Source organism: uncultured Ruminococcus sp. (assembly GCF_947301925.1).
In the GTDB taxonomy this organism is placed as follows: Bacteria; Bacillota; Clostridia; order Oscillospirales; family Ruminococcaceae; genus Ruminococcus.
Genome location: NZ_CAMYUE010000001.1, coordinates 678,981 through 704,525 on the forward strand (window position 1 = coordinate 678,981; position 25,545 = coordinate 704,525).

Genomic DNA, 25,545 nt, shown 5'->3' on the forward strand with positions numbered 1-25,545 from the left:
AAAAAGTCAATGTTTAGATTAGAAATTAAAACATATTCATAGGATTTGCACAAAAATACTCCCCCTGTTTTGCAGGAGGAGTAAAAAACCGTCTTTAATTAAGCTTATCACTCGATTGATTTAAGGGACTCTGCCATGTTGATGCGTTCAAGTTTAAGCTCCATGAACAGATCAACGATAAAGTTGAACAGGAACGTCAGCAGGACGCTGAACAGGAAGCTTTTCGGCAGCACCTTCACGCTGAAATCCACAAGATCGACCCTTATCTGCGCCATAACGAAGCGGTGCAGGAATATGCCGATCACCAGTCCCACAGCTGTTCCCATGGCGGTCAGCGCCAGATTTTCGCGTAGCACATAGGATGAGGTCTCCCTGCGGAAGAAGCCCAGCACCTTGATGGTAGCTATCTCGCGGACGCGCTCGGTGATGTTGATATTGGTAAGGTTGTACAGCACTATGAACGCCAGTCCCGCGGCGCATATGATGACCACAAGGACGATATAATCGAGACTGCTCATCATTTTGCTGAGTCTGACCTTCAGATCGCCGAACAGCAGTACAGAAGTGATATTGCCGTTTTTGGAGAGCCTTGCCGATACCGCATAGGGGTCGTCCCCTTCTTTCAGGTTCATGAGAGCGTAATTTGTTGGCACACTCTCCCCCAGCTGCTTCTCCATGGTGCTGCGGCACAGGAACACCACATTATATACATGGTTCTCGAAGATACCCGTCACCTTAACCTCCAGCGTGCGCATATTCTCGTCGCGGAGCTTTATGGTGCCGCCCTTTTTCACCTTGTATCTCTCGGCTATGCTGTGACTGACGACAGCCTCACCCTCGGAGGGCGGAGCAAGGGGATTGCCGTCCATATCGCGTAAAATGAAGTATCTGTCCATATCCGCGAAGCTGTCGGCCGCATTGACGGTGACGCTCTTGACCTTTTTCCCGTAGAGCAGATCCCACGCACCTGTATACATAAGGATATGATCGGCCGTATTTTCATCAAGGGTCTCCGCAAGAGCCTGCGGCAGTTCATTTCCGTCAATATTTTTCAGCGAAGCGGAAGCGTCCGCCACCTGTATCTCGCCGTACTGAGTCTCCGCAAAGCCTGCAATGGAGTCCTTCAGTCCGAAGCCCGTCACCAGCAGAGCGGTACAGCCGCCGATACCCAGCATCATCATGAAGAGACGCTTCTTGTATCTGAATATATTGCGTATAGAGACCTTGTGAAGGAATTTCAGCCTTTTCCATACAGGTCCCGCATATTCAAGGAACACCCTCTTGCCAGCCTTTGGAGCCTTCGGCCTCATAAGGCCTGCGGAGGTCTCCGCCAGCTCCAAGCGGCAGCTGAACCATGTAGTGCCCACGGAGCAGATAAGGGACACCGCCAGAGCTATCAGAGCCAGTCTCGTATCAAAGAGGTAGGTCATTGGAAGTTTCAGGTACATAAGCTCATATGTCTTCCAGATGACCTTGGGGAACAGGAACGTTCCGCCGAAGTAACCGACTGTACAGCCAATGAGAGCCGCGCTTCCCGAGTAGAACAGAAACTTTCCCATAACAGTGCCTTCGGAGTAGCCCAGCGCCTTGAGAACGCCGATCTGAGTGCGCTGCTCCTCCACCATACGGCTCATGGTGGTCATGCAGACCAGAGCAGCCACAAGTATGAAAAACAGCGGGAACACTCTTGCCACCTGCGCCACGATCTCGGAATCGCTCTCAAAGCAGGCATAGCCTATATTGGTATTGCGGTCGAGAACGTAGACCTCTGGCTCCTTCAGCTTTTCCAGCTCCTTTTCGCCGTCGGCGATATCCTTTTCCGCGTCGGATATCTGCTTTTCAAAGTCAGCCAGAGAGGCCTCATATTCAGCCATTCCCTTTTCGTAGTCCGCACAGGCGGCGTTGTACTGCTCCATACCTGCATCATACTGCTGCGGACTGATATCCTTTATCTGCCGAAGCTGAGCCAGCTGTCCGTCAAGCTGCTGTTTTGCAGCCTCAAGATCGGCTTTTGCGCTGTCCAGCTCTGCCTGTCCCGCTGCACGGTTATCCTCAAGCTCCTTCCTGCCGTCTCTGAGCTTATCCTCAGCCTCGCTGCGGAGCTTTTCAAAGCGCAGGTCTGCACGGGAGCGTGCAATTTTCTCCCACTGCTTGTCCCTGTCCTCCATGAAGCTGTCATACTCATCGGAGTATATCTCATAGTCCTGACTGAACCGCACATATGCCTCGGTATATACATCAAGGTCGAAGGCCTCCTTCGGCAGGTATATGAAAGCGGTGATCTCGCCGTTGCCCACGGAGGTAGTTCCGCGTTCGAAGTTCACATACAGCGAGGAGTCGCAGGTGCCGACAATATTCAGCCTGTCGGATACAAGCGCGTCCTTCACCCTGTCGGAATTCTCCGCGGACACATTGAAGAACTTGCCGATATCGAAGCCGTTTTTGCCGGTCTCCACAAGGCACTCATCGGGAGCCAGCGGCATTCTGCCGCTGGTGAGCCTTATGCCGTTAATATCCTCGGTGAGGGAATGAGCCCTCAGCACGAACTCCTTTTCCCCCGAGGTCAGTATATCGAGGGTATAAGCTCCCTCGGCGCTGCGTACATCGGGGCGGCTGCGGAAGTCCGCAATATCCTCGTCGTTCCAGCCAAGGGAGGACAGCAGCCTGTAGTCATACAGCTGCTTCTCGTCAAGGAAGCCGTTCACCGCATTTACCATAGCGGGAGTAGTTATCCTCACGCCCGTAAAGAAGCCGACACCCAGAGCGATTATAGCCATAATGGCGAAGAACCGCCCGAAGGTGCTCCTTATCTCGCGGAGCGTGGTCTTTCTCATTGCCGAACCCATACCGTCACCACTCTATATCGGCCACATCAACGATGTTATCGTTCATACGCACGCTTGAAACAGTACCGTTCCTGACGGTTATTATGCGGTCTGCCATAGGAGTAAGAGCCTGATTATGGGTAATTACCACGACAGTCATACCGTTTTTGCGGCAGGTATCCTGAAGGAGCTTCAGCACCGCCTTGCCTGTTTCGTAGTCGAGAGCACCCGTGGGCTCGTCGCAGAGCAGGAGCTTGGGATTCTTTGCCAGAGCCCTTGCAATGGCAACTCTCTGCTGCTCGCCGCCCGAGAGCTGAGCCGGGAAATTCTTTATGCGCTGCTCAAGCCCCACCTGTCCCAGCACCTTTTCCGCGTCGAGGGGGTCGGGACATATCTGAGCGGCCAGCTCCACATTTTCCAGAGCGGTAAGGTTCTGAACCAGATTGTAGAACTGGAACACAAAGCCCACATCATAGCGTCTGTAGGCCGTCAGTTTTTTCTTATTCAGGGAGGAGATCTCGGTGCCGTCGAGGAATACGCTTCCCGAGGTCAGGGTGTCCATACCGCCGAGAATATTGAGTATGGTGGTCTTGCCGGCACCCGAAGCTCCGACGATAACGCAGAACTCCCCTTTATTTATCTCGAAATTCACATCATTGAGGGCGTGTATCTCCACCTCGCCCGTCTTATAGGTCTTTTTCACATTTCTGAACTCAACGTAAGCGCTCATATTTATCCTTTCATGGTATACATGACCTTTGTACCGGTGCCGCCGTGCAGGGACGCAGGGCGTCCGCCGATCACGGCATGAAAAGCAGCAGTAAACATCATACGGTAACGAGCCGTGATCGTCCGTCGGAGCTCCGCTCCGACGCTGCACGGCGGCTGATGATACAATAAATTATAGCATAAGCTGAAAAAAATATCAACACAGTGTGGGAAAGTAAAAACAATTACATCATAAAATGAGAACAATCCGCATAATTTCTGTTTACAAATGACAAATAACAATGTATAATAATAATAATAACAGGAGCATATAAAACCGAAAGGAGAAAGACGGATGAAACTGATTAAACGAATATGCTCTGCGGCGGCAGCATTCACGGTATTCACCGCGGTGTTTACGGCAGTACCAACCGCAGAGGCAGACGCAGCGACCATAGTGACGGTATCGCCCTATGACGTTTACGACATAAACGGCGGCACCTTTGAGGGCTGGGGAACCTCACTGTGCTGGTGGGCGAACAGAGTTGGGTATTCCGATATCCTTGCCCAGAAGGCAGCGGACACCTTTTTCAGTCCCGACGGACTGGGACTCAACATCGCACGCTTCAACATTGGCGGCGGTGACGACCCGAGCCACACTCACATAACGAGGACGGACTCCAATATGCCGGGCTACACCAGGTACAATAACGGCACGGTGACCTACGACTGGAACGCCGACCACAACCAGCGCAACGTGCTGGAGCGCTGCATACAGGCCGCAGGCGAAGACATGATAGTGGAGATGTTCTCCAACTCTCCCCCCTACTATATGACCAACAGCGGATGCAGCTCGGGAGCAAAGACCTCCTCCCAGAACAATCTCCGCGACGACAAGTACACGGATTTCGCCGAGTATCTTGCGGAGGTAACAGCCCACTACGAAAAGGACTGGGGAATACACGTCCAGAGCATAACCCCCATGAACGAGCCCTACACCGACTACTGGGGAGCCTACAGCAACAAGCAGGAGGGCTGCCATTTCGATCAGGGCAGCTCCATGGACAAGATATATCAGGAGCTTTCAAAGTCCCTGAAAAAGCGCGGTATCAATGATATCATCATAAGCGCCAACGACGAGTCGGTCATCGACACCCAGATCACCTCATGGAACAAGATGTCCGCTGAAACAAAGGCGCTCATCGGCCGTATCGACACCCATACCTACGGCGGAAGCAAGCGCGGCGAGCTTAAAGACACTGCCATAAAGGCAGGCCGCAACCTCTGGATGAGCGAGGTGGACGGCGGCTCCACAGCAGGCACCGATGCAGGCGAAATGGGCGCAGGCCTCTGGCTTGCTGACCGCATAACCCTTGACCTCAACGAGCTGAACTCCTCCGCCTGGATATTATGGCAGGTCATCGACAACCATATCTCCTCAGTGGGAATGAACGGCAACAAGGACAAGGGCATGGTGAACACCCAGGGCGGCTACTGGGGACTTGCCGTAGCCGACCACGACAACAACAATATTATCCTCACCAAGAAATACTACTCCATGGGACAGTTCTCGCGCTATATCCGTCCGGGAATGACCATGCTCAAGTGCAGCAGCAACTGCGTAGCCGCCTTCGATCAGAAGAACGGCAGACTTGTTATCGTAGCCACCAACGACGGCTCGTCGGACAAGCAGCTGGTATTCGATCTCTCGGGCTTCAGCGCAGTCGGAAGCTCCGCAAAGGCTATCCGCACCAGCAATTCCGAAAACTGGAAGGATATCGGCGATATCGCCGTATCTGGCGGCGGACTTTCAGCCACCCTTGCAAAGCAGTCCGTCACCACCTTCATCATCGACGGCGTAAAGGGCGGCACAGAGCTCACCGACAGGATAGACCTTTCATCGGCAGTCCTCAGCGGCTCCGATTCATGGAACAGCGACAGCTCCACCACCTACCACAAGGCCTTTGACGGCAGCGCCTCCACCTTCTTTGACGGCGTTTCCGACGGCTGGGTACAGGCAGACCTGGGCGGACTCTACGACATTACAGCCCTGGGCTATGCTCCCAGAAGCGGCTATGAATACCGCATGACGGACGGACGCTTCCTCGGCTCACAGGACGGACAGAACTGGACGGAGCTCTACACCGTAAAGAACAAGCCGACCTCGGGTATGCACTATGTTACAGCTCTTTCGGGAGATAACACCATACGCTATATCCGCTATGAGGTGCCCTCGGGCAAGCCCGCCAACGAGTACAACAACGACAGCGCCTACTGTGCAAATATCGCTGAGATAGCGCTGTTCGGAGTTTCCCACGGCCAGTCGCCGCAGCCGAAATACGACAAGCTGGCATTGGAGATCACAGACGGCACACTTTCATGGCACGAGGATACCAACACCTCTTATGATATGGCCTGCGACGGAAATATCAACACCTTCTTCGACGGACTGGAGGGCGGCTACGTCACCTTTGATCTTGGCAGCAGCTGCAAAATAGGCAATATCGCCTACTGTCCCCGCAGCGGCTACGAAGCACGAATGATAGGCGGCTTCTTCAGCGCCTCACTTGACGGCGTGAACTGGAAGAAGATATACACCGTTGACAGCAAGCCCGCCTTCAGAATGAACTATACTCCCGATTTCGAGGATCTGACCGCACGGTATATCCGTTATGAGGTTCCTACGGGAGCTCCCGCAAGTCCCCTCAGCACTGACAGCGTATACCTGTGCAACGTGGCGGAGATAGCGGTCTACGGCACAAAGGGAGCGCAGTCGCTCACAGGCGATGTGAACGGCGACGGCAGCCTTGATGTTGCCGATCTTGTGACCTATCAGCGCTACCTGCTGAAGAAGGAAGCCCTGCCCTCCCCCGAAAATGCAGATATAAACGGTGACGGGACCACAGACGTATTTGATATTATAAGTCTCAGAAGGCTGATAATATCAAAGATAAACTACACATGACAAAAAAAGCCTGAAAGCATAAAGCTTTCAGGCTTTTTCAGATTCATAATCAGCGGATCATACCTGCTCCGCAGTGAGGAAAACAGTGTCCATTGCTGTATCGCCGCCTGCGATCACCAGCGGAACCTCGGAGAGAGCATAGCCCTCGGCGGAGATCTCCACGGTATACTCACCGTCAGCCAGAGCAAATGAATAATTGCCCTCAGCGTCAGCGGGAACTGTCAGTATCAGCTCATCACCGCTGTAAACGTTGATAACTGCGTTTTCGGGAACAGCATTCTCATCGGAAGCGTCTGCGACACTGCCGATAACCTCAGACTGTGCAGCCGCTGTGGCAGCACTGAGGAGTCTGGCCTGCTTCTCGTTCTCGATCTCCCTGATCATGGCATTTACGCATCTTGCGTAGGCCTTTGCGCCCTCCTCATTGGGATGAATGGAGTAAGCGCTGGCGATACCGCTCTGGTCAAGATCCTGATCCTGCTTGGTGAGGATTATCTTGTTGATCCAGGCGTTGTCGGAGTATGCCTGATGGCCGCCGTCCTTATCGAACTCTGTCTCAACGTCCACAAAGTGGATATTCATGCCCTCATTGCGGCACTCGTTTACGATACCGAGTATGGCGTTATTGAACTTGGTAACGTTTCTGTTTACGATAGTGGCCTCCTTCTCGCTGATGAGAACGCCCTTGCCCTCCTTGTCGAGGAGCTTGGGATAGCCTGCAACGATGATCTCGGCCTGCTGTCCCGCGGAGGACTGTATATCGTTGTATACGCCCTTGATATCGGCTCTTGTGGCAGCAAATGTAGCCCAGATGTTGTCCATTTCCTTTTCCAGCTTCAGCTTTCCGCTGCCGAAATGGAGGTAGGTGCTGCCTGTAGCACAAGTAGTGATTATCTCCTCGAAGCCGACGTCATTGCCGCCCACAGTGAGGGTAACGTAGTCAACATCGCCCTTGACCTTGTTCATTACGTCAAGCTGCTTGGGCATATAATAAGTGGTCTTCAGCGTCCTGAAAAGGGACATTCTCTTGTAGGTGTCCTTTCTCTGGCGCTCCTTTCTGAAGTGCTTTGTCTCGGCGCCCGAAACGGCACCGAAGTACCATTTGCAATCCGACGAATTGGTCTGCTTAACGTTGTAGTCCTTCAGCTTTCCGTCGATCTCAGAGAACTCCAGCAGTCCGGGCCAGCTCTTTGTTGATCTGTGAGCCAGCCAGTCCTCGTCGTAGATCTTGTCCTCCCATGCCTTGTCCTGACCGTAGAATGCGGGAATACCCTCACCCGATGAATATGAATCACCGAGGGATACCACGATCAATGGGTCGATTGCTTCGGCAGATGCAGCAGCAGGCATTACAGAAACCAGCAAAGCGGATAATACCGCAGCTGACGCCAGCCTTTTAATCAGTTTGTTTTTCATTGATTACCTCCTCATATGTTAATTCGTCAAGCCGTTGGCTTGTTATTTTATCCACGATCTTTAGTATGACCGCGGATTCTTTCGGTACAGTTTCGTAGAACTTATTGCCCATTTCGGTATAGCTTGTAAGGGTCTCTGTCTCCGATATCATGACCTGAGCGTCCAGATCGGACTCAAGGTTATATGAAGCTGGATTTGCTACAATGGTCCTGCCGACTATATAGATCATCCATATGGAGCCGTCAGCGGCCGCATAGTAGGTCTGATACATGGGGTGCTTCTCGTCGGAGTCGGCAGAAGCCTCCACCTCGTCAACGTAGGTACCGTCCATATTATAGTCATAGACCAGCGGATACTCCGTAAAGCCCCTTTCGTTCAGGAAGGCCAGAGCCTCCTTCTCAGTAAAGACCATTTCGGTCTCCTCGGCCTTTTCCACGGCGACTATCTCCTCGGAATTCTCCTGATAGTACTCCTCAACCGCCGTCTGCATATCGGATATATCCATAGTGAACCTCACATTTGCGGTGAGCTCCAGTTCACTGCCGTCAACAGTCACTTTACGGCTGACGGAAAAGCTGTGACTGTCAGGCTCCTCCGCCCTTGCATTTCCTGCATTGGCAAAGGAGCCTGCTGCCGAGATGCAAAGCAGTATCATAAGGGCCTTTCCGCCCTTCTTTTTCCTCAGAACGATAAACGCGCCCGCAGCTCCAGCCAACAGTACCCCCGCAATTATGAAAGGCGCCGCGGAATTGCCGCTTTTCCTGCCGCTGTCATCATCACTGCCGCTTTCTGCGGTAGTTACCGCAGCCGCCGCTGCTTCGGCAGGAGCCGTTTTCTCCGTGACCGCAGTCACCTCCGCTGTTGCAGCTGCCGAGGTCTTTTCCGACTTATCCGGCAGAAACACCGACTGAAAGCTTATGCTGTCCCCTGCCATGATATATGTAGCTCTTTTTACGGAGCTGCTGTCGTCCGCAAGCCGATAGCTTTCGGGCACAAGGCTTTCAAGGGTGACATCTGTGATATCGCTGTCGCTGTTGTTTTCAAGACTGATATCCACGACTATTTTTTCATCGGCGCCGTAGCTGTCCTTATCCGCGGAGACAGTCAGCTTTACATCGTCCTGAGTTTTTTCCGCACCATAGGCAGGAAGTCCCGACATACCGCCCATAATAGCCATAGTGATAAAAAAAGAGGATAGTTTTTTCAGTTTCAAGTTTTTCTCTCCTCGCAAAAGCTGTTAAAAGCCAACAAAAAAACTGCTTTTACAGCAACAAATACAATAATAGTATATCACGTCAGGAAGAAAAAGTCAAGAAATCATTAAAAAAAATACCATTTTTATTTCATAAAAACAGGAGCCGCTTTTAACGGCTCCTGTAAGCTGTCATATTAACTTATCCGTTGACTATCCTCTGAACGATCCATATGACCAGATAATGCAGCGGATAGAAGCAGTAGAAGAACCATTTTGCAAATGTGGGGTGCTTTCCCTTTCTGCCGTTGTAGAAAACGGTCATGCAGAGATATGCCGCCACGAACATGAGAAACATCGTACCTATCTGCACCAGCAGCGGCACAACAGGCGTGCTCCCGAGACTGAAAAGATTTATCCCGCAGTGCAGTAACGCAAGACTCATGTATGCAATACACCGTGCTTTGGGCTTTTCGCGAAAGATATGCAGGAACAGGATAAAGACCACGCCGAATATCATCCAGTCCGACATGATCAGCAAAGTAGCACCGCATATCAGCACCACAAGACCTATCCTCTGCCAAAGCTTGTATCTGCTCTCCCATGCCATAAGCGCCAGCAGTCCGAAGAACAGCGTGAAAATAACATTTGTATGCCACCAGCCCTGTACCCTATGCAGGCACAGCCAGTCGAAGGGCTGTGCTATAGCCGCGAATATCAGCAGTCTCAAGGCATACTTTTTTCTGTCACGGGTATATTTATAGCCGTCCGCGATAAAGAAGAACATCACAGGCGGGCAGAATATGGACGTAAAGATCAGCGCCAGCTCCCACAGCGGAAGCTCATAGTATACGGAAAGATCGCCGTCGTTCCTGTCCAGCAGCACCCAGCCGATGAGATGTCCCCAGAACATGATGAATATGGCAAGACATTTCATCATATCGCGGTTGAATATCTTGTATTTTTTTGTCACGTCAGAACTCATAAAAAGTCTCCTGCGCAGTCATTACGGAAGATAATCGGTGAAGGTCACCTCGTAATTGTAGTTTATGCCGTCGGCAACCGTATATTTTGACGACACTTTGTTTACAGCACTGTATACCGCATTTTTCTCCTGACCGTCCACGCTCCAGACCACCTTGTCCTGCCCGATCTTCTTGATCTCCGCGATCATCTCGCAGTCGCTCTTTTTCGGCCTTTCAAAGAGCCAGTGTCCGCCGTAATCCTCATAGAACTCATCGCCCTCATGAATGGTGAAGCTCTCGGTGAACTCCCCCGAACCAAGGTCGTTGCCGTCCTCACCGTAGCCGCCGTAGACCGACTTCACGGTGATTGTACAGGAAGCGGTGGACTTCTTTTCCTCCTTGGTGCCGCAGCCCGCAAGCATGAGCACTGCCAGGGAAACGCCCATAACAGCAGTAATATTCCTTATCTTCATTTTTTGTCACCTCATGATCATTTGTTTATATCATAAGCCTTTTCGGCTCATTTCTTCTCAAACATATCCGCACCTACGCCGCAAATGGGACATACATAGTCCGCAGGCAGCTCGTCTCCCACATATTCATAGCCGCAGACAGTACATCTCCATACAGTCTTTCCGTCCTCGGTCTTGCCAACTGGAACGACCTCCTCCTTGTCGCCGCCTACCTTTTCAAAGTCCGCCTTGCCGTGCTTGCATATGGGACAGACGAAGTCGTCGGGGACCTCCTCTCCCACATACTCATAGCCGCAGATGGCGCATCTCCACACGGTCTGACCGTCGGGAGCAGTTCCCACTGCCTCGGGCTTGGGCTTGATATTGCTCTGGTAGTATTCATATGTGGCGGAGGGAGCGTCGCTCAGCACCTCCATATCCTCAACATTGCCAATGAACATGGTATGGGTGCCCAGGTCTATGCTGTGCCATACGGAGGCCGAAATATAGGCGTTGGTGCCCTTTGTGACTATCATGCAGCCGTTATCGCCGCGCTTGCAGTCCGTAAAGTCCGCGAACTTGTCCACGTCCCTGCCCGACTGGAAGCCGAAGCGCCTGAAGAGCTCAAAATCCGCATCGGTGCTGATGACCGAAGCCGTGAACCTTCCCGTAGCCATTATCATATCGTGGGTGTAGTTTGATTTCGCCACGGTAAGACTTACCTTATTGGGACTGGAAGTCACCTGTGCAAGGGTATTGGTGATACAGCCGTTGTCCTTTCCCTCGTTGCAGGTCGTTACCACGAAAAGTCCGTAGCTTATTTTGTACATTGCTTTCTTGTCCATAGTTTTTACCTCCGTTTTTGACATATAATAGCTGAAACTAGCCTCATATACTGATTTTAACAAAAATCTTCCGCCAATTCAAGTATATTTTATTAATATTCTTTAATCAGCATAAATAAGCCGTCACCCTCAGAGTGAGAGTACCGGCCACTGTCTTTATATATGAATGTTACGTTATCCGAGAAACAAGAATGCAATATATGCGGCTGCCAGAGACAGCAGGCAAAGCATGACCTCTCCTTCTCATTTTTTAAGTCAGTATATCTTAAAATGACTTCCCCTGAACCCCAAACGGATCATGACCAGAAGCACTGCAATTACCAGCAATACCGCAAAAACCTTCTGCTTTCGTGCTATGAACTCACCGGGAACTATATACTCTTCGGGGAATACGGGATTTATCCTGAGAATGATCGAGTCGTCTTTATCATAGAGCGAGGAATTCGACCTGACGATATGCCGGTATTCTTCACCGCCGTAGGTATAGACAAAGGTGTATGTGAAGGTAAACCTTCTTTCCTCGCCGGGGAACTTCAGGGTGCTTGTATCCACATCTCTGAGCGTGGCTTCCACCTCCTCGGTGTAGCACCTGTATTTATAGAATACATCCAGCCCATGATAGATAAATAAGCCCACGACAGCTACGACTTCAATAATTGTCTCCATATCCACAGCATTACCTCATTTACAGTACATTCCCGACTTAGCTTCATTATTATCATTATATCACAGGGCGTGATTATTTTCAATATCTTTCAGAAACAACTGCCCCAAGCCGCTTGACAATTCCGATAAAAGTGGTATAATAATAAAAAAGGGAGCTTGTGAACAGGCTGAGAGGGAGTTGTAAACTCCGACCTTACCTGATTTGGATAATGCCAACGGAGGGAAATACTTATGTAACGTAGGTGCGTCTCTCTGTGGGCGCACCTTTTTTTGCAGCGTCACGCTGCGCGGGACATCGGGGGCACCACCTTGTCTCGCGGTACAAAATTAATGCTGGGGCAGAAGCCCGACCGTAAAGGAGCAATGATAATGAAAACAGCATTAACGATCGCAGGGAGCGATTCCTGCGGAGGCGCCGGTATTCAGGCGGACATCAAAACGATGACCATGAACGGTGTTTACGCTATGAGCGCAATAACGGCTCTCACGGCTCAGAACACTACCGGCGTAACAGGTATTATGGAGGTAACGCCTGAATTTCTTGCCATGCAGCTGGACGCTGTATTCACGGACATACGTCCCGACGCAGTAAAGACAGGCATGGTATCCTCCGGAAAGCTCATACGCACTATTGCGGAAAAGCTGCGGCAGTACAAGGCCGGCAATATCGTGGTGGATCCCGTTATGGTGGCCACCAGCGGCGCCAGACTCATCGCCGAGGAGGCGGTGGAGACCCTGAAAGCGGAGCTCCTTCCCCTTGCGGCACTGGTCACTCCCAATATCCCCGAGGCGGAGATACTTGCGGATATGAGCATATCCTCGGAGGAGGATATGGTGAAGGCTGCCGCGATCATCGGCGAAAGATACGGCTGTGCCGTGCTCTGCAAGGGCGGTCACAGTCTCAATGACGCAAACGACCTGCTGTGGAATGACGGAAACTGCACATGGTTCATGGGAAAACGTATAGACAATCCCAACACCCACGGTACGGGCTGTACTCTTTCAAGCGCCATTGCCTCAAATCTTGCCAAGGGCTTTACTCTTGAGAAGTCAGTCGAACGGGCAAAGGACTACATATCTGGAGCTCTGGCTGCAATGCTTGATCTCGGTAAGGGCAGCGGCCCCATGGCTCACGCATTCGCTCTCACGGGAGAGTTCGCAAAGGAAGCAGAATAATGAGCGCCAATGCTCAGAATAATATCAAATCGGAGGAAATCAGTATGAAGAATTATTACACACAGATGGAAGCGGCTAAAAAGGGTATCATAACACCCGAAATGAAGATAGTCGCCGAAAAGGAATACATCGACGCAGAGGAGCTCCGCGCTCTCGTTGCAAAGGGCGAGGTCTGCATTCCCTGCAATATCAACCATAAGTCCATATCTCCCGAGGGTATCGGTACAAAAATGCGCACAAAGATTAACGTCAACCTTGGTATCTCGGGCGACGCAAAGGACTATGACGTGGAGATGGAGAAGGTGGATATGGCGCTGAAATTCGGTGCCGAGGCTATCATGGACCTCTCCAACTACGGAAAGACCAACACCTTCCGCACGGCTCTCGTCGAGAAGTCTCCCGCTATGATAGGCACCGTTCCCATGTACGACGCTATAGGCTACCTTGAAAAGGATCTCCTTGAGATCACCGCAGAGGACTTCCTCCGCGTGGTAAGAGCTCATGCGGAAGAGGGCGTTGACTTCATGACCATACACGCTGGTATCAACCGCCGTGCTGTCGAGGCCTTCCGCAGAGACAAGCGCAAGATGAACATAGTTTCACGCGGCGGCTCTCTCCTGTTCGCATGGATGATGATGACAGGCAACGAAAACCCCTTCTATGAGTATTATGACGAGGTTCTCGATATACTCCGCGAATACGACTGCACTATCTCTCTCGGAGACGCTCTCCGTCCCGGCTGCATCGACGACGCAACTGACGGCGGCCAGATAGCCGAGCTCATCGAGCTGGGAGCTCTCACCGAAAGAGCATGGGCAAAGAACGTTCAGGTAATGGTAGAGGGTCCCGGACACATGGCTATGAACGAGATCGCTGCAAATATGAAGCTCCAGAAGCGTATCTGCCATAATGCTCCCTTCTACGTGCTCGGACCTCTGGTGACCGATATCTTCCCCGGCTACGATCACATCACCTCCGCTATCGGCGGCGCTATCGCTGCTGCAAGCGGTGCGGACTTCCTCTGCTATGTTACTCCTGCCGAGCATCTCCGTCTCCCCGATACAAACGACGTAAAGGAAGGCATTATCGCCAGCCGTATCGCCGCTCATGCTGCCGATATCGCAAAGGGCGTTCCCCATGCAACCGACCGCGACAACGCTATGGCCGAGGCACGTCATGAGGTGGACTGGGAGAAGATGTTCGAGATCGCTGTTGACGGCGAAAAGGCAAGAGCTTACTTCGAGAGCACTCCCCCTGCTGACAGACATACCTGCTCCATGTGCGGAAAGATGTGCGCCGTAAGAACTACAAACATGATACTCAACGGCGAAAAGGTAGAATTCTGCTCAGAGAAGTGATAAACGTACCCTTCAGCGAAGCTGATAACTGATAAAGATGCCCCGTGACGGTCAGTTACTGTTGAGGGGTTGTTTTTCTGCTTAAAACAGCATTTTTGTGCGCTTTTATTATTGACATTAACTTATTGTTGTGATATAATTTAAAAAGATTTATCTTTTATATCATCAAGGGGGAAGCATTAATGCTTATGATATGGAGGAACTTTGATAATATCGGGCTCGGCGATAAGATAAAGCTCATGTTTTTGCTCGCGGTGTCGGTGGGCTGTGCTGTTGGAGCAGTTATCGTTCTTATCCACCGCATAATAACATATAAATTCTTCGCGGCAGACGTTACGGCAAGGATAACCGATGCGAAAAAAATGGCTCTGCCTACAGGCCGGATAATGGCGGTCTTCACCTGCGAATATACCTTTAAGAACAAGAATTATACCGCAAGAGTGGAAAAATACGACCACGAGGCGGAGGCAAGGGACAAGCTCACCTTTACCATTGATTCACGCCGTCCTCAGAAGGTGCTGTATCACGAGTTGAAGATCGTTTCGACTATAGGCCTGATACTGGTATTCGTTATCGGTGCTGTAATATTCTTCACTCTGTTTTTAAGCTTATACGGTCATGTGCTGCAGCGGCCGTGATACGGCCTTTTACAGGTAATAATGTATCGATACTCTTTTCGGCAGCAGACTGCTGTTCACGGTCTGCTTCTGCGCTGATCGCCGATAAATATGTCTCATCTCTGCCCGCTTACCCTGCGGGCTTTTTTATCACCCCTTTCACAAAGGGGGCGTAAAGAGGTCTTTTTCAATGGAAAACCGTTGAATAAACTGAAAAAAACACCGAACTTCGTATACACGCACAATTTTCACTGTTCGTTTTTGTCGGAATTGCACGGTATTGTTGGGAGCTCTGTAGAAAATCACGGCGTTCTCTTGATTATTTTTTCCCGTTGTGGTATAATGTTGTTTATAGTATGGCTATTTCTGCTCATTTATAATGCAGAAAAAACTTGCAGACTGTGTGAGAGGTTTCGCTCTCCCATACGTCTAATAATGTAAGACAATTTTTCGGAGCTTCTCGCTCCGTGGAAGGGAAAAGGTAATACAATATGAAAAAAGTAATTATCATCGGTGCCGGACCTGCGGGTCTTACCGCCGCTTATGAGCTCCTCAGGGACGGCTCGGGCGAGTACGATGTAACTGTGCTGGAGGAGACGACTGCTATCGGCGGTATCTCCAAGACCGTAAACTACAAGGGCAACCGTATGGACATGGGCGGCCACCGTTTCTTCTCAAAGATACCCGAGGTAAATCAGTGGTGGAGCGAGATGCTTCCCCTTCAGGGCGTTCCTTCGTCGGACGACAGATTCCTCAAGAGACACGTAAACGTTGAGGAGGGCGGCCCCGATCCTCAGAAGACCGACCGCGTTATGCTCAAGAGACACAGAGTGTCCCGTATCCTTTTCAACGACAAGTTCTATGATTATCCCGTTTCGCTCAAGCCCGAGACTATCAAGAACTTCGGCTTCCTTACCACTATGAAGGTGGGCTTCAGCTACCTGAAGGCCGCTATCCACAAGCGTCCCGTAACGAACCTGGAGAACTTCTACATCAACTGCTTCGGCAAGGAGCTCTACTCCATGTTCTTTGAGTACTACACAGAAAACCTCTGGGGCAGACACCCCAGCGAGATCGACGCTTCATGGGGCGCTCAGCGTACCAAGGGCCTGTCTATCGTGGGCATCATCAAGGACTTCTTCGGAAAGCTCTTCAAGGTCAAGAACCGTAAGGTGAATACTTCCCTTATCGAGGAGTTCAAGTACCCCAAGCTGGGTCCCGGACAGCTCTGGGAGGTTACAGCCGATGAGGTGAAGAAGCTGGGCGGTACTATCATAATGGAAGCCGGCGTAAAGAAGCTCCATAAGGACGAGAACAACAACCTCACAGGCGTTACCTATATAAAGGACGGCAAGGAGATCGAGCTCAACGGCGACGTTATCATCTCCTCTATGCCCGTAAAGGATCTGGTTGCAGGCATGAACGACGTTCCCGAGGAGCCCGCACGTATCGCTGCAGGTCTTCCCTACCGTGACTATATGACCCTCGGCGTTCTCGTTCCCAAGCTCAAGCTGAAGAACAAGACAACTATGAGGACTGTGGGCAATATCGTGCCCGACTGCTGGGTATACGTTCAGGACAGACGCGTAAAGATGGGACGTTTCCAGATCTACAACAACTGGTCTCCCTACATGGTAAAGGATCTGGGCCATACCGTATGGGTAGGTCTTGAGTACTTCGTTACCGAGGGCGACAAGTTCTGGAACATGACCGAGAAGCAGTTCTCAGATTTCTGCGTGAAGGAAATGGTAAAGCTTGGTCTTATCGACAGCGCAGATGAAGTAATAGATACACATATGGAAAAGGTGAAGAAGGCTTATCCCGCTTACTTCGATACCTACGACGAGATGGATACCCTTATCGAGTACCTCGATACTATCCCCAACCTCTACTGCGTAGGACGTAACGGTCAGCACAGATACAACAACATCGACCACTCAATGGTCACCTCCTTCGAGGCTGTAAAGGCTATCAAGAGCGGCAGCACCGACAAGTCCGCCATCTGGAACGTCAATACAGAAAAGGAATACCACGAGGAGAAGCAGAAATAATGGACGAGATAAAGCAGATACTCCGCGACAAGGACTTCAAGAAGCTGTTCGTCGGCGATACCGACAATACGCTTATCCAGTTCTTCCGCTATATCTTCGTTGGCGGTCTGGCCACCGTCGTGGACTGGGGACTCTCGTTCGTACTGTTCAAGTTCGTGTTCGGCGAGCGTTTCGCTGTGGCCGCAAATTCACTGTCATTCGTGGCAGGCCTTATCGTTAACTACCTCATAAGCACCTTCTGGATCTTCAAGACCTCCAACGTCAAGAACAAATTCGTGGAATTCCTCGGATTTGCCGCCATCGGCGTTGTGGGACTGCTCCTTACTATGGGCATAACCAAGGGCTTCGAGGTATGGCTCAGCGACAAGACCAGCGCTTATCAGATGATAGCCAAGGTGGTTTCTACCGCTGTATCCTTCCTGTGGAACTTCTTCGCAAGAAAGATACTGCTGTATACCAAAAAAGACAATAAATCATAAATCTGTGGGGCGGCGTTAACTCGCCCCCCTGCATTTTACGGAGGAAAAAACTATGGACGACAAGACCATGAAGCAGGCTGCCGATAATGCGGAAAATGCCGCAGAAGAGGTGCTCGACTTCACAGAGACTGCTGTCAATGAGGCCGGCGAGGTCATAGACCTCACCGAAACAGACGACGCTCCCGTAAAGGAAAGCGCCGGGTCCGGAAAGAAGGACGGCAGCAAGCCTTCAGGCGATAAGAAGCCCGAGGCCAGCAAGAACGACTCAAAGAAGTCAGGCAGCAAAAACAGCAGCGGCAAGAAAAACGACGCCAAAAAGGACGAGCCTAAGAAAAATGACGGCAAAAAGTCCGACGGAAAGAACAGCGCCAAGAAGAACAGCTCCGACAAGGACAGCAATAAAAAGTCAGGCAAAAAGACTGACAATGCTCCCACAGAAAAGACTGCCGCCGATACCGAGGCTGCCGCTGAGGAGAAACCCGATCTCAGGACAAGGCTCCGCCTTGGTCTTCTGGGCAGGATCGCTGTGTGGGTAATCACCGCCGTAATATTCCTCGGCGTCTGCGCTGTGACCATCTACTATGTCACCACTGCTTCAAAATCCGAGTTCCATGCGGACTGCACCGATACTATCGTATGGGCTGAGGCCTCTGTCGAGACCGGACATACCTACGACAAGGACTTCTCATACGCCTGCTTCCTGCCATTCAGCACAAGCACCATTATGATACCTCTTATCCATATGTTCGGCTACGGAATGACCGCTCATATCGTGGGTATGATGTGCTTCTTCGTGCTGCTGACGGTATTCTTGCTGTTCATGATACGGGAGATGACAAAGAGCTTCCCGCTGGCTATGGTGGGTACGGCTATATTCCTGTCCATCACCCTCTCCACTCAGAAGATGAGAGAGATATTCTGGGGACATACCATTTACTACTCGCTGGGTATCCTCTTCCTGGTCATCGGCGCCTTCATGTACTTCAGGCTGCTCACAGTAAGGAGCAAGGGCATCGCTCTCAAGAAGGAAGAAAAGAATACGAAGCTCGCACTTATCCACAGGATAGCGATTTTCGTATGCATATGCATATTCATGGTCTGCACGGGTCTGGACGGTATCACAGGCTTCACACTGTTCGTTCTCCCCTTTGTGGGCGCTATATTCGCAGAGCAGTTCGTTGACGCAAAGACAAAGCTCATCAGCAGCAAAATGGGTCTTGCAGCCTTCAGGGCCATCGTGTTCTTCGGTATGGCTGTTCTTGGTACTATCATCAACAAGAAGCTGCTGGGCGACCTCAGCGCAGGCTATCAGGAGGCTAACTCAAACTTCTCCCCCATGGAGGAATGGCTGGAGCACTTCCAGAAAATGCCCTTCGCATGGATGAGACTGCTGGGCGTTCAGAGTCTCCGCGATGTGAAGTTCGCAAGCAAGGAAGGCATTCCCAATATGCTCTGCCTCATGACCGCAGTGCTCATCGCAGCGCTCCCCATCGTGGCTACCTGCTTCTACAAGAAGTTCGGCAACGACCGCAGAGGCAAGATGATGAGAACATGGATATGGATGCACTGGGCTGTTACTGCCGTTAATATAATGGGCTATGTATTCGGCGTTCTCTCTGCCGCCGACTGGAGAATAATCCCCATGATCGGCTCCTCTCTCATCGTCAGCATACTCTTCCTCTGCTGGGCTATATCAAAGAAGGCAGACGTTGCAAGACTTGCCGTTGTGCTCTTTGTGCCTATATTCCTTACGGGCATAGTTCACTGCAACGACGTGAGAAAGATCAAGAAGGACGAATACAAGAAGAACGCTCAGTTCCAGATCGCAGAATTCCTCGAGGATCAGGGCGTTACCAAGGGCTATGCTACCTTCTGGAACGCTAACTCCGTTACACTTATCACCAATAACAAGGTGAAGGTATTCGATGTTGACGTAAACGAGAACGGCGTATTCATGAGGCCTTACCAGTCGTCAAAAAGATGGTACATGGACGATCCCGATCAGTCTGAATACTTCCTTATCCTCAGCGATACAGAGTACAGCTACTTCACTCAGTCGCCGATGTACTACAACGAGCAGCCTATAAGAGTAGCCAACACTATCATAAACAATGTTGGTTATACACTGCTGGTATACGATCACAATATAATCCACATATAAATGAAAAAAGACACCCTCGGGTGTCTTTTTCTTATACTTATTGTGTTTATAAGTCTTATTCCGCAAGCTTCTTGTTGATAGCGCTTACCAGCTCGTCTGCGTTCACACCGTGTACCATTGCTGCTTCCTCAATGGTCTCGCCCTGTGATGCGGGACATCCGAGACAGTGCATTCCGATGCTGAAAAGTATGGGTGATACGTCCTTGTCGAGCTGAAGGAGCTCGCCTATCTTTGTATCCTTTGTTACCTCTGTCATGTTGATCGACCTCCGTTTTTTTAACTCCGGGGCTTGACAAATGTCTGCCCCTTTGTTATAATATTATCATAGTATCTGACAATTGTCAAGGAGACAGAAGCAACTTTTACAAAGCGAGGTAATTTGTCAATGTATCAGGGAAGCAACAAATCCGCACTACTTTCTCAGAAGCTCATTTCCGAAGCGCTCCTGCGGCTTCTTGAGGAAAAGACCTTCAGCGACATCAGCGTCAGCGACCTCTGCCGCGAGGCGCAGGTCTCCCGTCAGACATTCTATTCACTGTTCGGCACCAAGGAAAATGTCATCATATATGAGCTCAGCCAGAACTGCTGCTTTCTCCCCGAGGAGACCGATACCTCCTGCCATTCCGCCGTGTTCCGCAGCTTTTGCAGGGACTACAGCAGATATATCGTGGACAAGCGCCATATCATAAGCCTTCTCGTAAAAAACGACATGATACACTTCCTCTACGATGTGCAGTATAAGTCTCTTATGGAATGCGAACACTTCATCAGCGATGTTTCCGATGAGAAAAGGATCTTCATTGTGGACTTCATCGCCAGCGGAATGAACAGCATCGCAAAAAACTACGTACTCACAGGCGCCGCAGCCGACGAGAGCTTTCTGGAAAAGCTCATGTTCAGCCTCTACGGCGGACTATACTTCAAGAACTACAATAAAGGATAAGAAATGACTGCAATAACAAGAAAATACATCGGAACAAAGGATTTCTATAAAACCGTGCTGACTATGGTGGTTCCTATGATACTTCAGATGATGGTGACAAATCTTGTCAGCCTCATCGACAATGTCATGGTTGGAAGCCTGGGTACCGAACCCATGAGCGGCGTATCCATAGTCAATCAATTCGTCTTTGTATTCAACATAACACTATTCGGCGCAACAGCAGGTCCAAGTATTTTCGGTGCCCAGTTCTTCGGAAAGGGCGACTATGAGGGACAGAAATATACCCTGCGGTACAGGCTGGCGGTCTGTACCGCTTTCATCATGCTGGCTTCCGCTATTGCTGTTGTCTTCGGACCTCGCCTGATATCCCTGTTTATCAGCAGCGAGAGCTCCTCTCAGCAGAGAGACGCCATTATGACAAACGGACGGCAGTACCTGAGAATAATCAAATACAGCTTCATTCCCTTCGGTATCGGTCAGGCCTATGCCAGCGTCATACGCGAGTGCGGCCACACCAAGGCTCCCATGGCGGCGGCTATGTCCGCTGTGGGTATCAATGTGCTGCTGGACTGGTGCTTCATCTTCGGCAGGCTGGGCTGCCCTGCTATGGGCGTGAAGGGCGCTGCCTGGGCGACTGTCATCGCTAAATGCGTCGAGGCCGCTATTATGATAGTATGGGCTCACGTCCACACCGACAGGATAGGCTGTGTAAGGGGGCTTTTCAGAGGCTTCCGTATTCCTCCGCGGCTGGCAGTTGATATCACCAAAAAAGGTATACCCATGCTGGTCAATGAGTTCCTCTGGTCCCTGGGTATGTCTGTGGTGATGCAGTGCTATTCCGTCAGGAGCACAGATGTGGTGGCTGCCCGTAATATATGCAGCACCATCACCAACCTGTTCAATTCCGTATACGCTCAGATGGGCGCCTGTATAGCCATAATCGTTGGTGCGAAGCTGGGCGCTAACGAGCTGAAGGAGGCACGGGACACCGATAACAAGCTGCTCTTTTTCGCTGTTGCGGCGGCTGCCGCAGTGGGGCTGGTCACTCTGCCCCTTGCTCCCGTTTTCCCGATGCTTTACAACACCGAGAGCGGCGTTCGCTCCCTTGCAGCCTATATGATAGTAATACAGGCTCTGGCAATGCCCCTGCTCAGCTACACCAACGCCTGCTATTTCACTCTCAGGAGCGGCGGAAAAACAGGTATAACCTTCCTGTTCGATTTCGGCTTCACATGGCTCATAATGATACCTCTTGCCGCCTTCCTCGCCTACTTCACAAAGCTGGATATACGCATAGTCTTCGCGGTCGTCACCTTCTCGGAGATATTCAAGGTGATAATCGGCTACTTCATGGTGAAAAGCGACCTCTGGGTGAACAATATTGTCAATAACGAGAATTAACGCGAAACACCGCAGTTCCCTGAATGGAGCTGCGGTGTTTCTGACTTAGAGGAAAGAATGTCAGGCCTCATGCCTTGAACAGTGTGCGTGCAAAATTGTAAATGTGGGAGTGTATACAGTTCTCACCGTGATAGCCTCCCTGAACATAGTGCCATATATGGGGCACTCCGTTCTTTGTAAAGCTGTCGTGATATCCGCTGGGGATATTGTATACGGTCTCATCGTTGCTGCCTGCGGTTATGAAGAGTATATGGGGCTCTTCGCCGCTCTTCCAGCTGAAGCTTCCCGTTACTCCCGGGGCAGGGCATATAGCTCCCACATAGCCGAAGAGGTCGGGACGCTGCATACCTATGAGCAGGGACTCTCGTCCGCCCATTGAAAAGCCTGTGATGGCAGTATTCTCTCTGCCTGTCTTTACGCTGTAGGTCTTTTCGATGTGGGGCATGAGATCCTTGGTAAGGTCGTTGATGAAGTTGTCATACGCTGCGTTATTGGCATCGTCCATGCCCGAGCAGCTGTCCTGCGTGGCGCTGGAATAGATATACGGGAACACTACTATCATGTCCTCTGCCTCGCCCTCTGCAATGGCGTTGCCTATTATCTGACGGGTATACATGGTGCTGTTGCCCTTGTATATCATTCTGTCCTGATTTTCCCAGTAGCCGTGCATACAGTACAGCACGGGATACTTCTTGCTCTCGTCATAGTTGGCGGGGAGAAGTATATTGTAGGGCTTGTTGCGCTTGCAGGTGGTGGAATAGTAGCTGCCGCTCTTTACGGTTCCGTACTGCACTCCCGCCTTCTCCTGATGTGAGGAGTCGGGCTCGTGATTCAGCACGTTGGGCTCCACGATCCTGGTGTATTCGGCCATGGAATAACCGCCTGTAGTTACAGGCTCGTCCTCACTTTCCGCAGGAGCGGCCTGTTTGAACTCGGTTATCTTTCCGAGAACGTACTGCTGTATCATCACCAGATCGGATACATTGCAGGCCTTGTCCCTGTTGACGTCAAAGGACTTTTTCAGCGCGGGAGCGTCGAACTTGTCTGCTATGAGTGCCTTTCTGGCAGCTATCATGTCGAAGCTGTCCACCACTTCATCGCCGTTGACGTCGCCGGGTATCACCTGAGTCGCCTTTGGGCCGTCTATAACTGTGCCTGCGACTGCGCCTATGGCCTCGTCCACATAGAAGCTGTAGCTGTCTTCGGCGGTCTCCACATAGAACTGGAGATCGGTGGCGTTATCGGGTATCCTGTAATTGGTATTGCTGAGCTGTACCCACTCGCCCTTCGGTACGCTGTCAACTATGGCTATCTTGTCGTACTTCGCCTCTTCGCCTCCGTCGCTGTACTGCAATGTAAGGTAGAACTTCTGGTCGTCGGGGCCCTCGTCGTACTTTACTACGGCGCTGAAGCTGTACTCCTCTCCCGCCTTGAACACCTTGGAGGAAAGCGAGCGGACTGCACCGTTCCAGTTGGCCTCTCTGCCAGAACACAGGATAGAGCCGCTGCCTGCATAGTGCTCGGACTTGTTTGTCTCAACACTTGCGGAGCCTCTGCCCGTCCATGTATCTGTGCCGCTCTCAAATGTGTTGTGGAAGTAATAGCCGTTTTCGTCGGGCTCTATTGAAGCGGGCTTGCCGCTGAGTATCTTGCTTCCGTCGCTGCCGTTCCAGGACTGGCGCTCGTACTCGAAGAAGTCTATATCAGCATAGCCGCCCGTGGTCTTGGTTGCGTAGCTGTAGATGCCGCTGCGGTAGCCCGTGAAGAGCTTCAGATCGTAGGACATGGACAGCTCCTGACCAAGCTTGTTCCAGCTCTGGCCGTCATAGGAATAGTAGAAGTTGGCCTTGTCGATGTTGTTCGATGAGCTTCCGTCAGAGCCTACATTGGCGAACTTGAAGTCAACCTTGAGGTATATCTCGTCGCCGCTTAGTGCCTGCTCCGCGATTATCTTGTTGGAGCTGTTCCCGACATCGTCGCCGCCGTTTACGGACATATATATCTTTTTGGAGCCGCTGTCGTCAACGCGGACGCCGATACAGCCGTACTTCAGCTGGAATGCGGAAAGTCCTGCGTAATCGCCCGGCTTCATGTTCTTTGTATCAAGCTTTATTACGCTGTTGCAGGCAGGTCCCTCGGTACGCATGGTAAGCGTGTTGCGGGCATTGAGCAGATGTGTGGCCAGGGTCTTGTTCTTCAGACGGAGCCAGCCCTCACGCTCGGTGACAGACCATGCGCTGTTGTCGGGATTGTGGTTCCACTGCCACTCCAGCGCAAGATCGTTGGTCGAATAGTCGAAATAATCGTCGCCTGCAAGGTCTGTGCCCTTGCCCTCGTTGGGGAGCTCGATCTTGACGGGCGCCTTGCCGTTGACGCCCATCATGGGCCAGTCGTTCTGCCAGGTAACAGGTACCAGCACGGGTATTCGTCCCACAGAACCGTGATCCTGGAAGAGAAGTCCGTACCAGTTGCCGTCGGGAGTATCAACTATTCCGCCCTGGGCTACGCCTCCGCCATAGGAGCCGAGCCCCGAATCAAGAACGTACTTGCTCTCGTAATTGCCCAGGAGCTCCTTGCTCCTGTAGCATATCTCCACACGGCCTGTATTGCTGGGCCATGCGATGATGAATATGTAGTAATAGTCGCCTATCTTCTGGATATGTGAGCCCTCGCCCGAAACATATCCCTGTATATTGGTCTTGAAGAGAGTCTTGTCAACTCCGCCCTGCCTGAAGCCCGTCATCTCGGAATTGAGCTCCTTGATCTTGATCTCGCCGCCGCCGTATACAAGATAATTCCTGCCATCGTCGTCAAAGAGTATGGAGGCATCATGGTACATACCGTTGATCTCGCTTCTCGTCCATTCACCGTTCTCGATATCGTCGGTCTTGAAGATGTAGGACTTGTTTGTGCCGTAGCTGCCGAAAAATACATAGTACATACCGTTATGATAACGGAGACTTGCCGCCCACTGTCCGTGGGAGTAGTCGTGCTTGCCGTTGGTAAGGTTCTGGACGTCGCCGTTGGCAAGGGTATCGTAGACGTAGTTGCATATCTCCCAGTTCACAAGATCCTTGGACTTCATGATGGGAGCTCCCGGACTGAAGAACATGGTGGTGCTGACCATATAGTATGTATCGCCCACTCTGATAACGTCCTCGTCGGGTACGTCCGCCCATATAATGGGGTTGGACACCGTCGATACCTGCTGTGCGGCCTTGCTTTCAAGCTGCATCAGGGGCGAAGTCCCCGAAAATGCAACAGCAGCCGCAAGGAACAGCGACAGCACTGCCCTCTTTGCTCTGAAATGATCCATAAGTAATTC

The 25,545-nt window shown here is 51.2% G+C and carries 18 protein-coding genes, 1 pseudogene and 1 riboswitch; of the genes and pseudogenes, 9 read left to right on the top strand and 10 right to left on the bottom strand.

The window, feature by feature from the left end:
- Positions 1 to 107 precede the first annotated feature (107 nt).
- On the bottom strand, positions 108 to 2,846 hold the full coding sequence (locus Q0Y65_RS03230; RefSeq protein WP_297956900.1) for an FtsX-like permease family protein: 2,739 nt from the start codon (positions 2,844 to 2,846) through the stop codon (positions 108 to 110).
- A gap of 4 nt (positions 2,847 to 2,850) precedes the next feature.
- Positions 2,851 to 3,555 (bottom strand): ABC transporter ATP-binding protein, encoded by a 705-nt coding sequence (locus Q0Y65_RS03235; protein ID WP_297956903.1) that lies wholly within the window; start codon positions 3,553 to 3,555, stop codon positions 2,851 to 2,853.
- 333 nt (positions 3,556 to 3,888) lie between these two features.
- On the opposite strand from Q0Y65_RS03235, the gene Q0Y65_RS03240 reads away from it, so the two are divergent.
- A complete protein-coding gene (locus Q0Y65_RS03240; RefSeq protein ID WP_297956906.1) occupies positions 3,889 to 6,498 on the top strand; it encodes a discoidin domain-containing protein in 2,610 nt (869 codons plus the stop codon).
- Between the two features lie 57 nt (positions 6,499 to 6,555).
- On the opposite strand, the gene Q0Y65_RS03245 is transcribed toward Q0Y65_RS03240, so the two are convergent.
- The 6 genes and pseudogenes from Q0Y65_RS03245 to Q0Y65_RS03270 form a co-directional block, all read right to left on the bottom strand.
- Complete coding sequence (locus Q0Y65_RS03245; RefSeq protein WP_297956909.1) at positions 6,556 to 7,914, bottom strand: carboxypeptidase regulatory-like domain-containing protein; 1,359 nt, start codon at positions 7,912 to 7,914, stop codon at positions 6,556 to 6,558.
- Positions 7,895 to 9,127, bottom strand: a complete 1,233-nt coding sequence (locus Q0Y65_RS03250; protein WP_297956911.1) for a hypothetical protein — start codon at positions 9,125 to 9,127, stop codon at positions 7,895 to 7,897. Before Q0Y65_RS03250 ends, Q0Y65_RS03245 begins: the two co-directional genes overlap by 20 nt.
- Positions 9,128 to 9,308: 181 nt before the next feature.
- Entirely contained in the window at positions 9,309 to 10,091 is a 783-nt protein-coding gene (locus Q0Y65_RS03255; RefSeq protein WP_297956913.1) for a TraX family protein, read from the bottom strand.
- A gap of 21 nt (positions 10,092 to 10,112) precedes the next feature.
- Entirely contained in the window at positions 10,113 to 10,544 is a 432-nt protein-coding gene (locus tag Q0Y65_RS03260) for a hypothetical protein (RefSeq protein WP_297956915.1), read from the bottom strand.
- 53 nt (positions 10,545 to 10,597) lie between these two features.
- A pseudogene (locus Q0Y65_RS03265) lies at positions 10,598 to 11,368 on the bottom strand (flavin reductase); the annotation flags it as partial.
- Between the two features lie 255 nt (positions 11,369 to 11,623).
- Entirely contained in the window at positions 11,624 to 12,040 is a 417-nt protein-coding gene (locus tag Q0Y65_RS03270) for a hypothetical protein (RefSeq protein WP_297956922.1), read from the bottom strand.
- Between the two features lie 132 nt (positions 12,041 to 12,172).
- Positions 12,173 to 12,275, top strand: a riboswitch (TPP riboswitch).
- Positions 12,276 to 12,403: 128 nt separating this feature from the next.
- Between Q0Y65_RS03270 and thiD the strand changes: the two genes are divergently transcribed.
- From thiD to Q0Y65_RS03300, 6 genes are all read left to right on the top strand, one after another.
- Complete coding sequence (thiD, locus tag Q0Y65_RS03275; protein WP_297956925.1) at positions 12,404 to 13,210, top strand: bifunctional hydroxymethylpyrimidine kinase/phosphomethylpyrimidine kinase; 807 nt, start codon at positions 12,404 to 12,406, stop codon at positions 13,208 to 13,210.
- A 44-nt stretch (positions 13,211 to 13,254) separates the two neighbouring features.
- Entirely contained in the window at positions 13,255 to 14,568 is a 1,314-nt protein-coding gene (thiC, locus tag Q0Y65_RS03280) for a phosphomethylpyrimidine synthase ThiC (RefSeq protein ID WP_297956928.1), read from the top strand.
- A gap of 182 nt (positions 14,569 to 14,750) precedes the next feature.
- Positions 14,751 to 15,206 (top strand): hypothetical protein, encoded by a 456-nt coding sequence (locus Q0Y65_RS03285; RefSeq protein WP_297956931.1) that lies wholly within the window; start codon positions 14,751 to 14,753, stop codon positions 15,204 to 15,206.
- 470 nt (positions 15,207 to 15,676) lie between these two features.
- Positions 15,677 to 17,236, top strand: a complete 1,560-nt coding sequence (locus tag Q0Y65_RS03290) for an NAD(P)/FAD-dependent oxidoreductase (protein ID WP_297956934.1) — start codon at positions 15,677 to 15,679, stop codon at positions 17,234 to 17,236.
- Positions 17,236 to 17,715, top strand: coding sequence for a GtrA family protein (locus Q0Y65_RS03295; protein WP_297956937.1), 480 nt, complete (start codon positions 17,236 to 17,238; stop codon positions 17,713 to 17,715). The genes Q0Y65_RS03290 and Q0Y65_RS03295 overlap by 1 nt, the downstream gene beginning before the upstream one ends.
- Before the next feature lie 52 nt (positions 17,716 to 17,767).
- Entirely contained in the window at positions 17,768 to 19,876 is a 2,109-nt protein-coding gene (locus tag Q0Y65_RS03300; protein ID WP_297956940.1) for a hypothetical protein, read from the top strand.
- Between the two features lie 55 nt (positions 19,877 to 19,931).
- Here the strand turns inward: Q0Y65_RS03300 and Q0Y65_RS03305 are convergent, their stop codons facing one another.
- Complete coding sequence (locus tag Q0Y65_RS03305; RefSeq protein WP_297956943.1) at positions 19,932 to 20,132, bottom strand: DUF1858 domain-containing protein; 201 nt, start codon at positions 20,130 to 20,132, stop codon at positions 19,932 to 19,934.
- Positions 20,133 to 20,261: 129 nt separating this feature from the next.
- Between Q0Y65_RS03305 and Q0Y65_RS03310 the strand changes: the two genes are divergently transcribed.
- Positions 20,262 to 20,819: a TetR/AcrR family transcriptional regulator gene (locus Q0Y65_RS03310; RefSeq protein ID WP_297956946.1), complete on the top strand. Its 558-nt coding sequence runs from the start codon at positions 20,262 to 20,264 to the stop codon at positions 20,817 to 20,819.
- 3 nt (positions 20,820 to 20,822) lie between these two features.
- The gene (locus tag Q0Y65_RS03315; RefSeq protein WP_297956949.1) at positions 20,823 to 22,220 is read left to right on the top strand and encodes an MATE family efflux transporter; all 1,398 of its coding nucleotides are present in this window, start codon (positions 20,823 to 20,825) and stop codon (positions 22,218 to 22,220) included.
- Positions 22,221 to 22,287: 67 nt separating this feature from the next.
- Here the strand turns inward: Q0Y65_RS03315 and Q0Y65_RS03320 are convergent, their stop codons facing one another.
- The gene (locus tag Q0Y65_RS03320) at positions 22,288 to 25,536 is read right to left on the bottom strand and encodes a family 43 glycosylhydrolase (RefSeq protein WP_297956951.1); all 3,249 of its coding nucleotides are present in this window, start codon (positions 25,534 to 25,536) and stop codon (positions 22,288 to 22,290) included.
- Positions 25,537 to 25,545 lie beyond the last annotated feature (9 nt).

Coding starts and splice junctions, on each gene's coding strand:
- Q0Y65_RS03300 (WP_297956940.1), top strand. CDS start 17,768: ATGGACGACAAGACCATGAAGCAGGCTGCCGATAATGCGGAAAATGCC.
- Q0Y65_RS03305 (WP_297956943.1), bottom strand. CDS start 20,132: ATGACAGAGGTAACAAAGGATACAAAGATAGGCGAGCTCCTTCAGCTC.
- thiC (WP_297956928.1), top strand. CDS start 13,255: ATGAAGAATTATTACACACAGATGGAAGCGGCTAAAAAGGGTATCATA.
- Q0Y65_RS03260 (WP_297956915.1), bottom strand. CDS start 10,544: ATGAAGATAAGGAATATTACTGCTGTTATGGGCGTTTCCCTGGCAGTG.
- Q0Y65_RS03245 (WP_297956909.1), bottom strand. CDS start 7,914: ATGAAAAACAAACTGATTAAAAGGCTGGCGTCAGCTGCGGTATTATCC.
- Q0Y65_RS03315 (WP_297956949.1), top strand. CDS start 20,823: ATGACTGCAATAACAAGAAAATACATCGGAACAAAGGATTTCTATAAA.
- Q0Y65_RS03230 (WP_297956900.1), bottom strand. CDS start 2,846: ATGGGTTCGGCAATGAGAAAGACCACGCTCCGCGAGATAAGGAGCACC.
- Q0Y65_RS03255 (WP_297956913.1), bottom strand. CDS start 10,091: ATGAGTTCTGACGTGACAAAAAAATACAAGATATTCAACCGCGATATG.
- Q0Y65_RS03240 (WP_297956906.1), top strand. CDS start 3,889: ATGAAACTGATTAAACGAATATGCTCTGCGGCGGCAGCATTCACGGTA.
- Q0Y65_RS03310 (WP_297956946.1), top strand. CDS start 20,262: ATGTATCAGGGAAGCAACAAATCCGCACTACTTTCTCAGAAGCTCATT.
- Q0Y65_RS03235 (WP_297956903.1), bottom strand. CDS start 3,555: ATGAGCGCTTACGTTGAGTTCAGAAATGTGAAAAAGACCTATAAGACG.
- thiD (WP_297956925.1), top strand. CDS start 12,404: ATGAAAACAGCATTAACGATCGCAGGGAGCGATTCCTGCGGAGGCGCC.
- Q0Y65_RS03285 (WP_297956931.1), top strand. CDS start 14,751: ATGCTTATGATATGGAGGAACTTTGATAATATCGGGCTCGGCGATAAG.
- Q0Y65_RS03295 (WP_297956937.1), top strand. CDS start 17,236: ATGGACGAGATAAAGCAGATACTCCGCGACAAGGACTTCAAGAAGCTG.
- Q0Y65_RS03320 (WP_297956951.1), bottom strand. CDS start 25,536: ATGGATCATTTCAGAGCAAAGAGGGCAGTGCTGTCGCTGTTCCTTGCG.
- Q0Y65_RS03290 (WP_297956934.1), top strand. CDS start 15,677: ATGAAAAAAGTAATTATCATCGGTGCCGGACCTGCGGGTCTTACCGCC.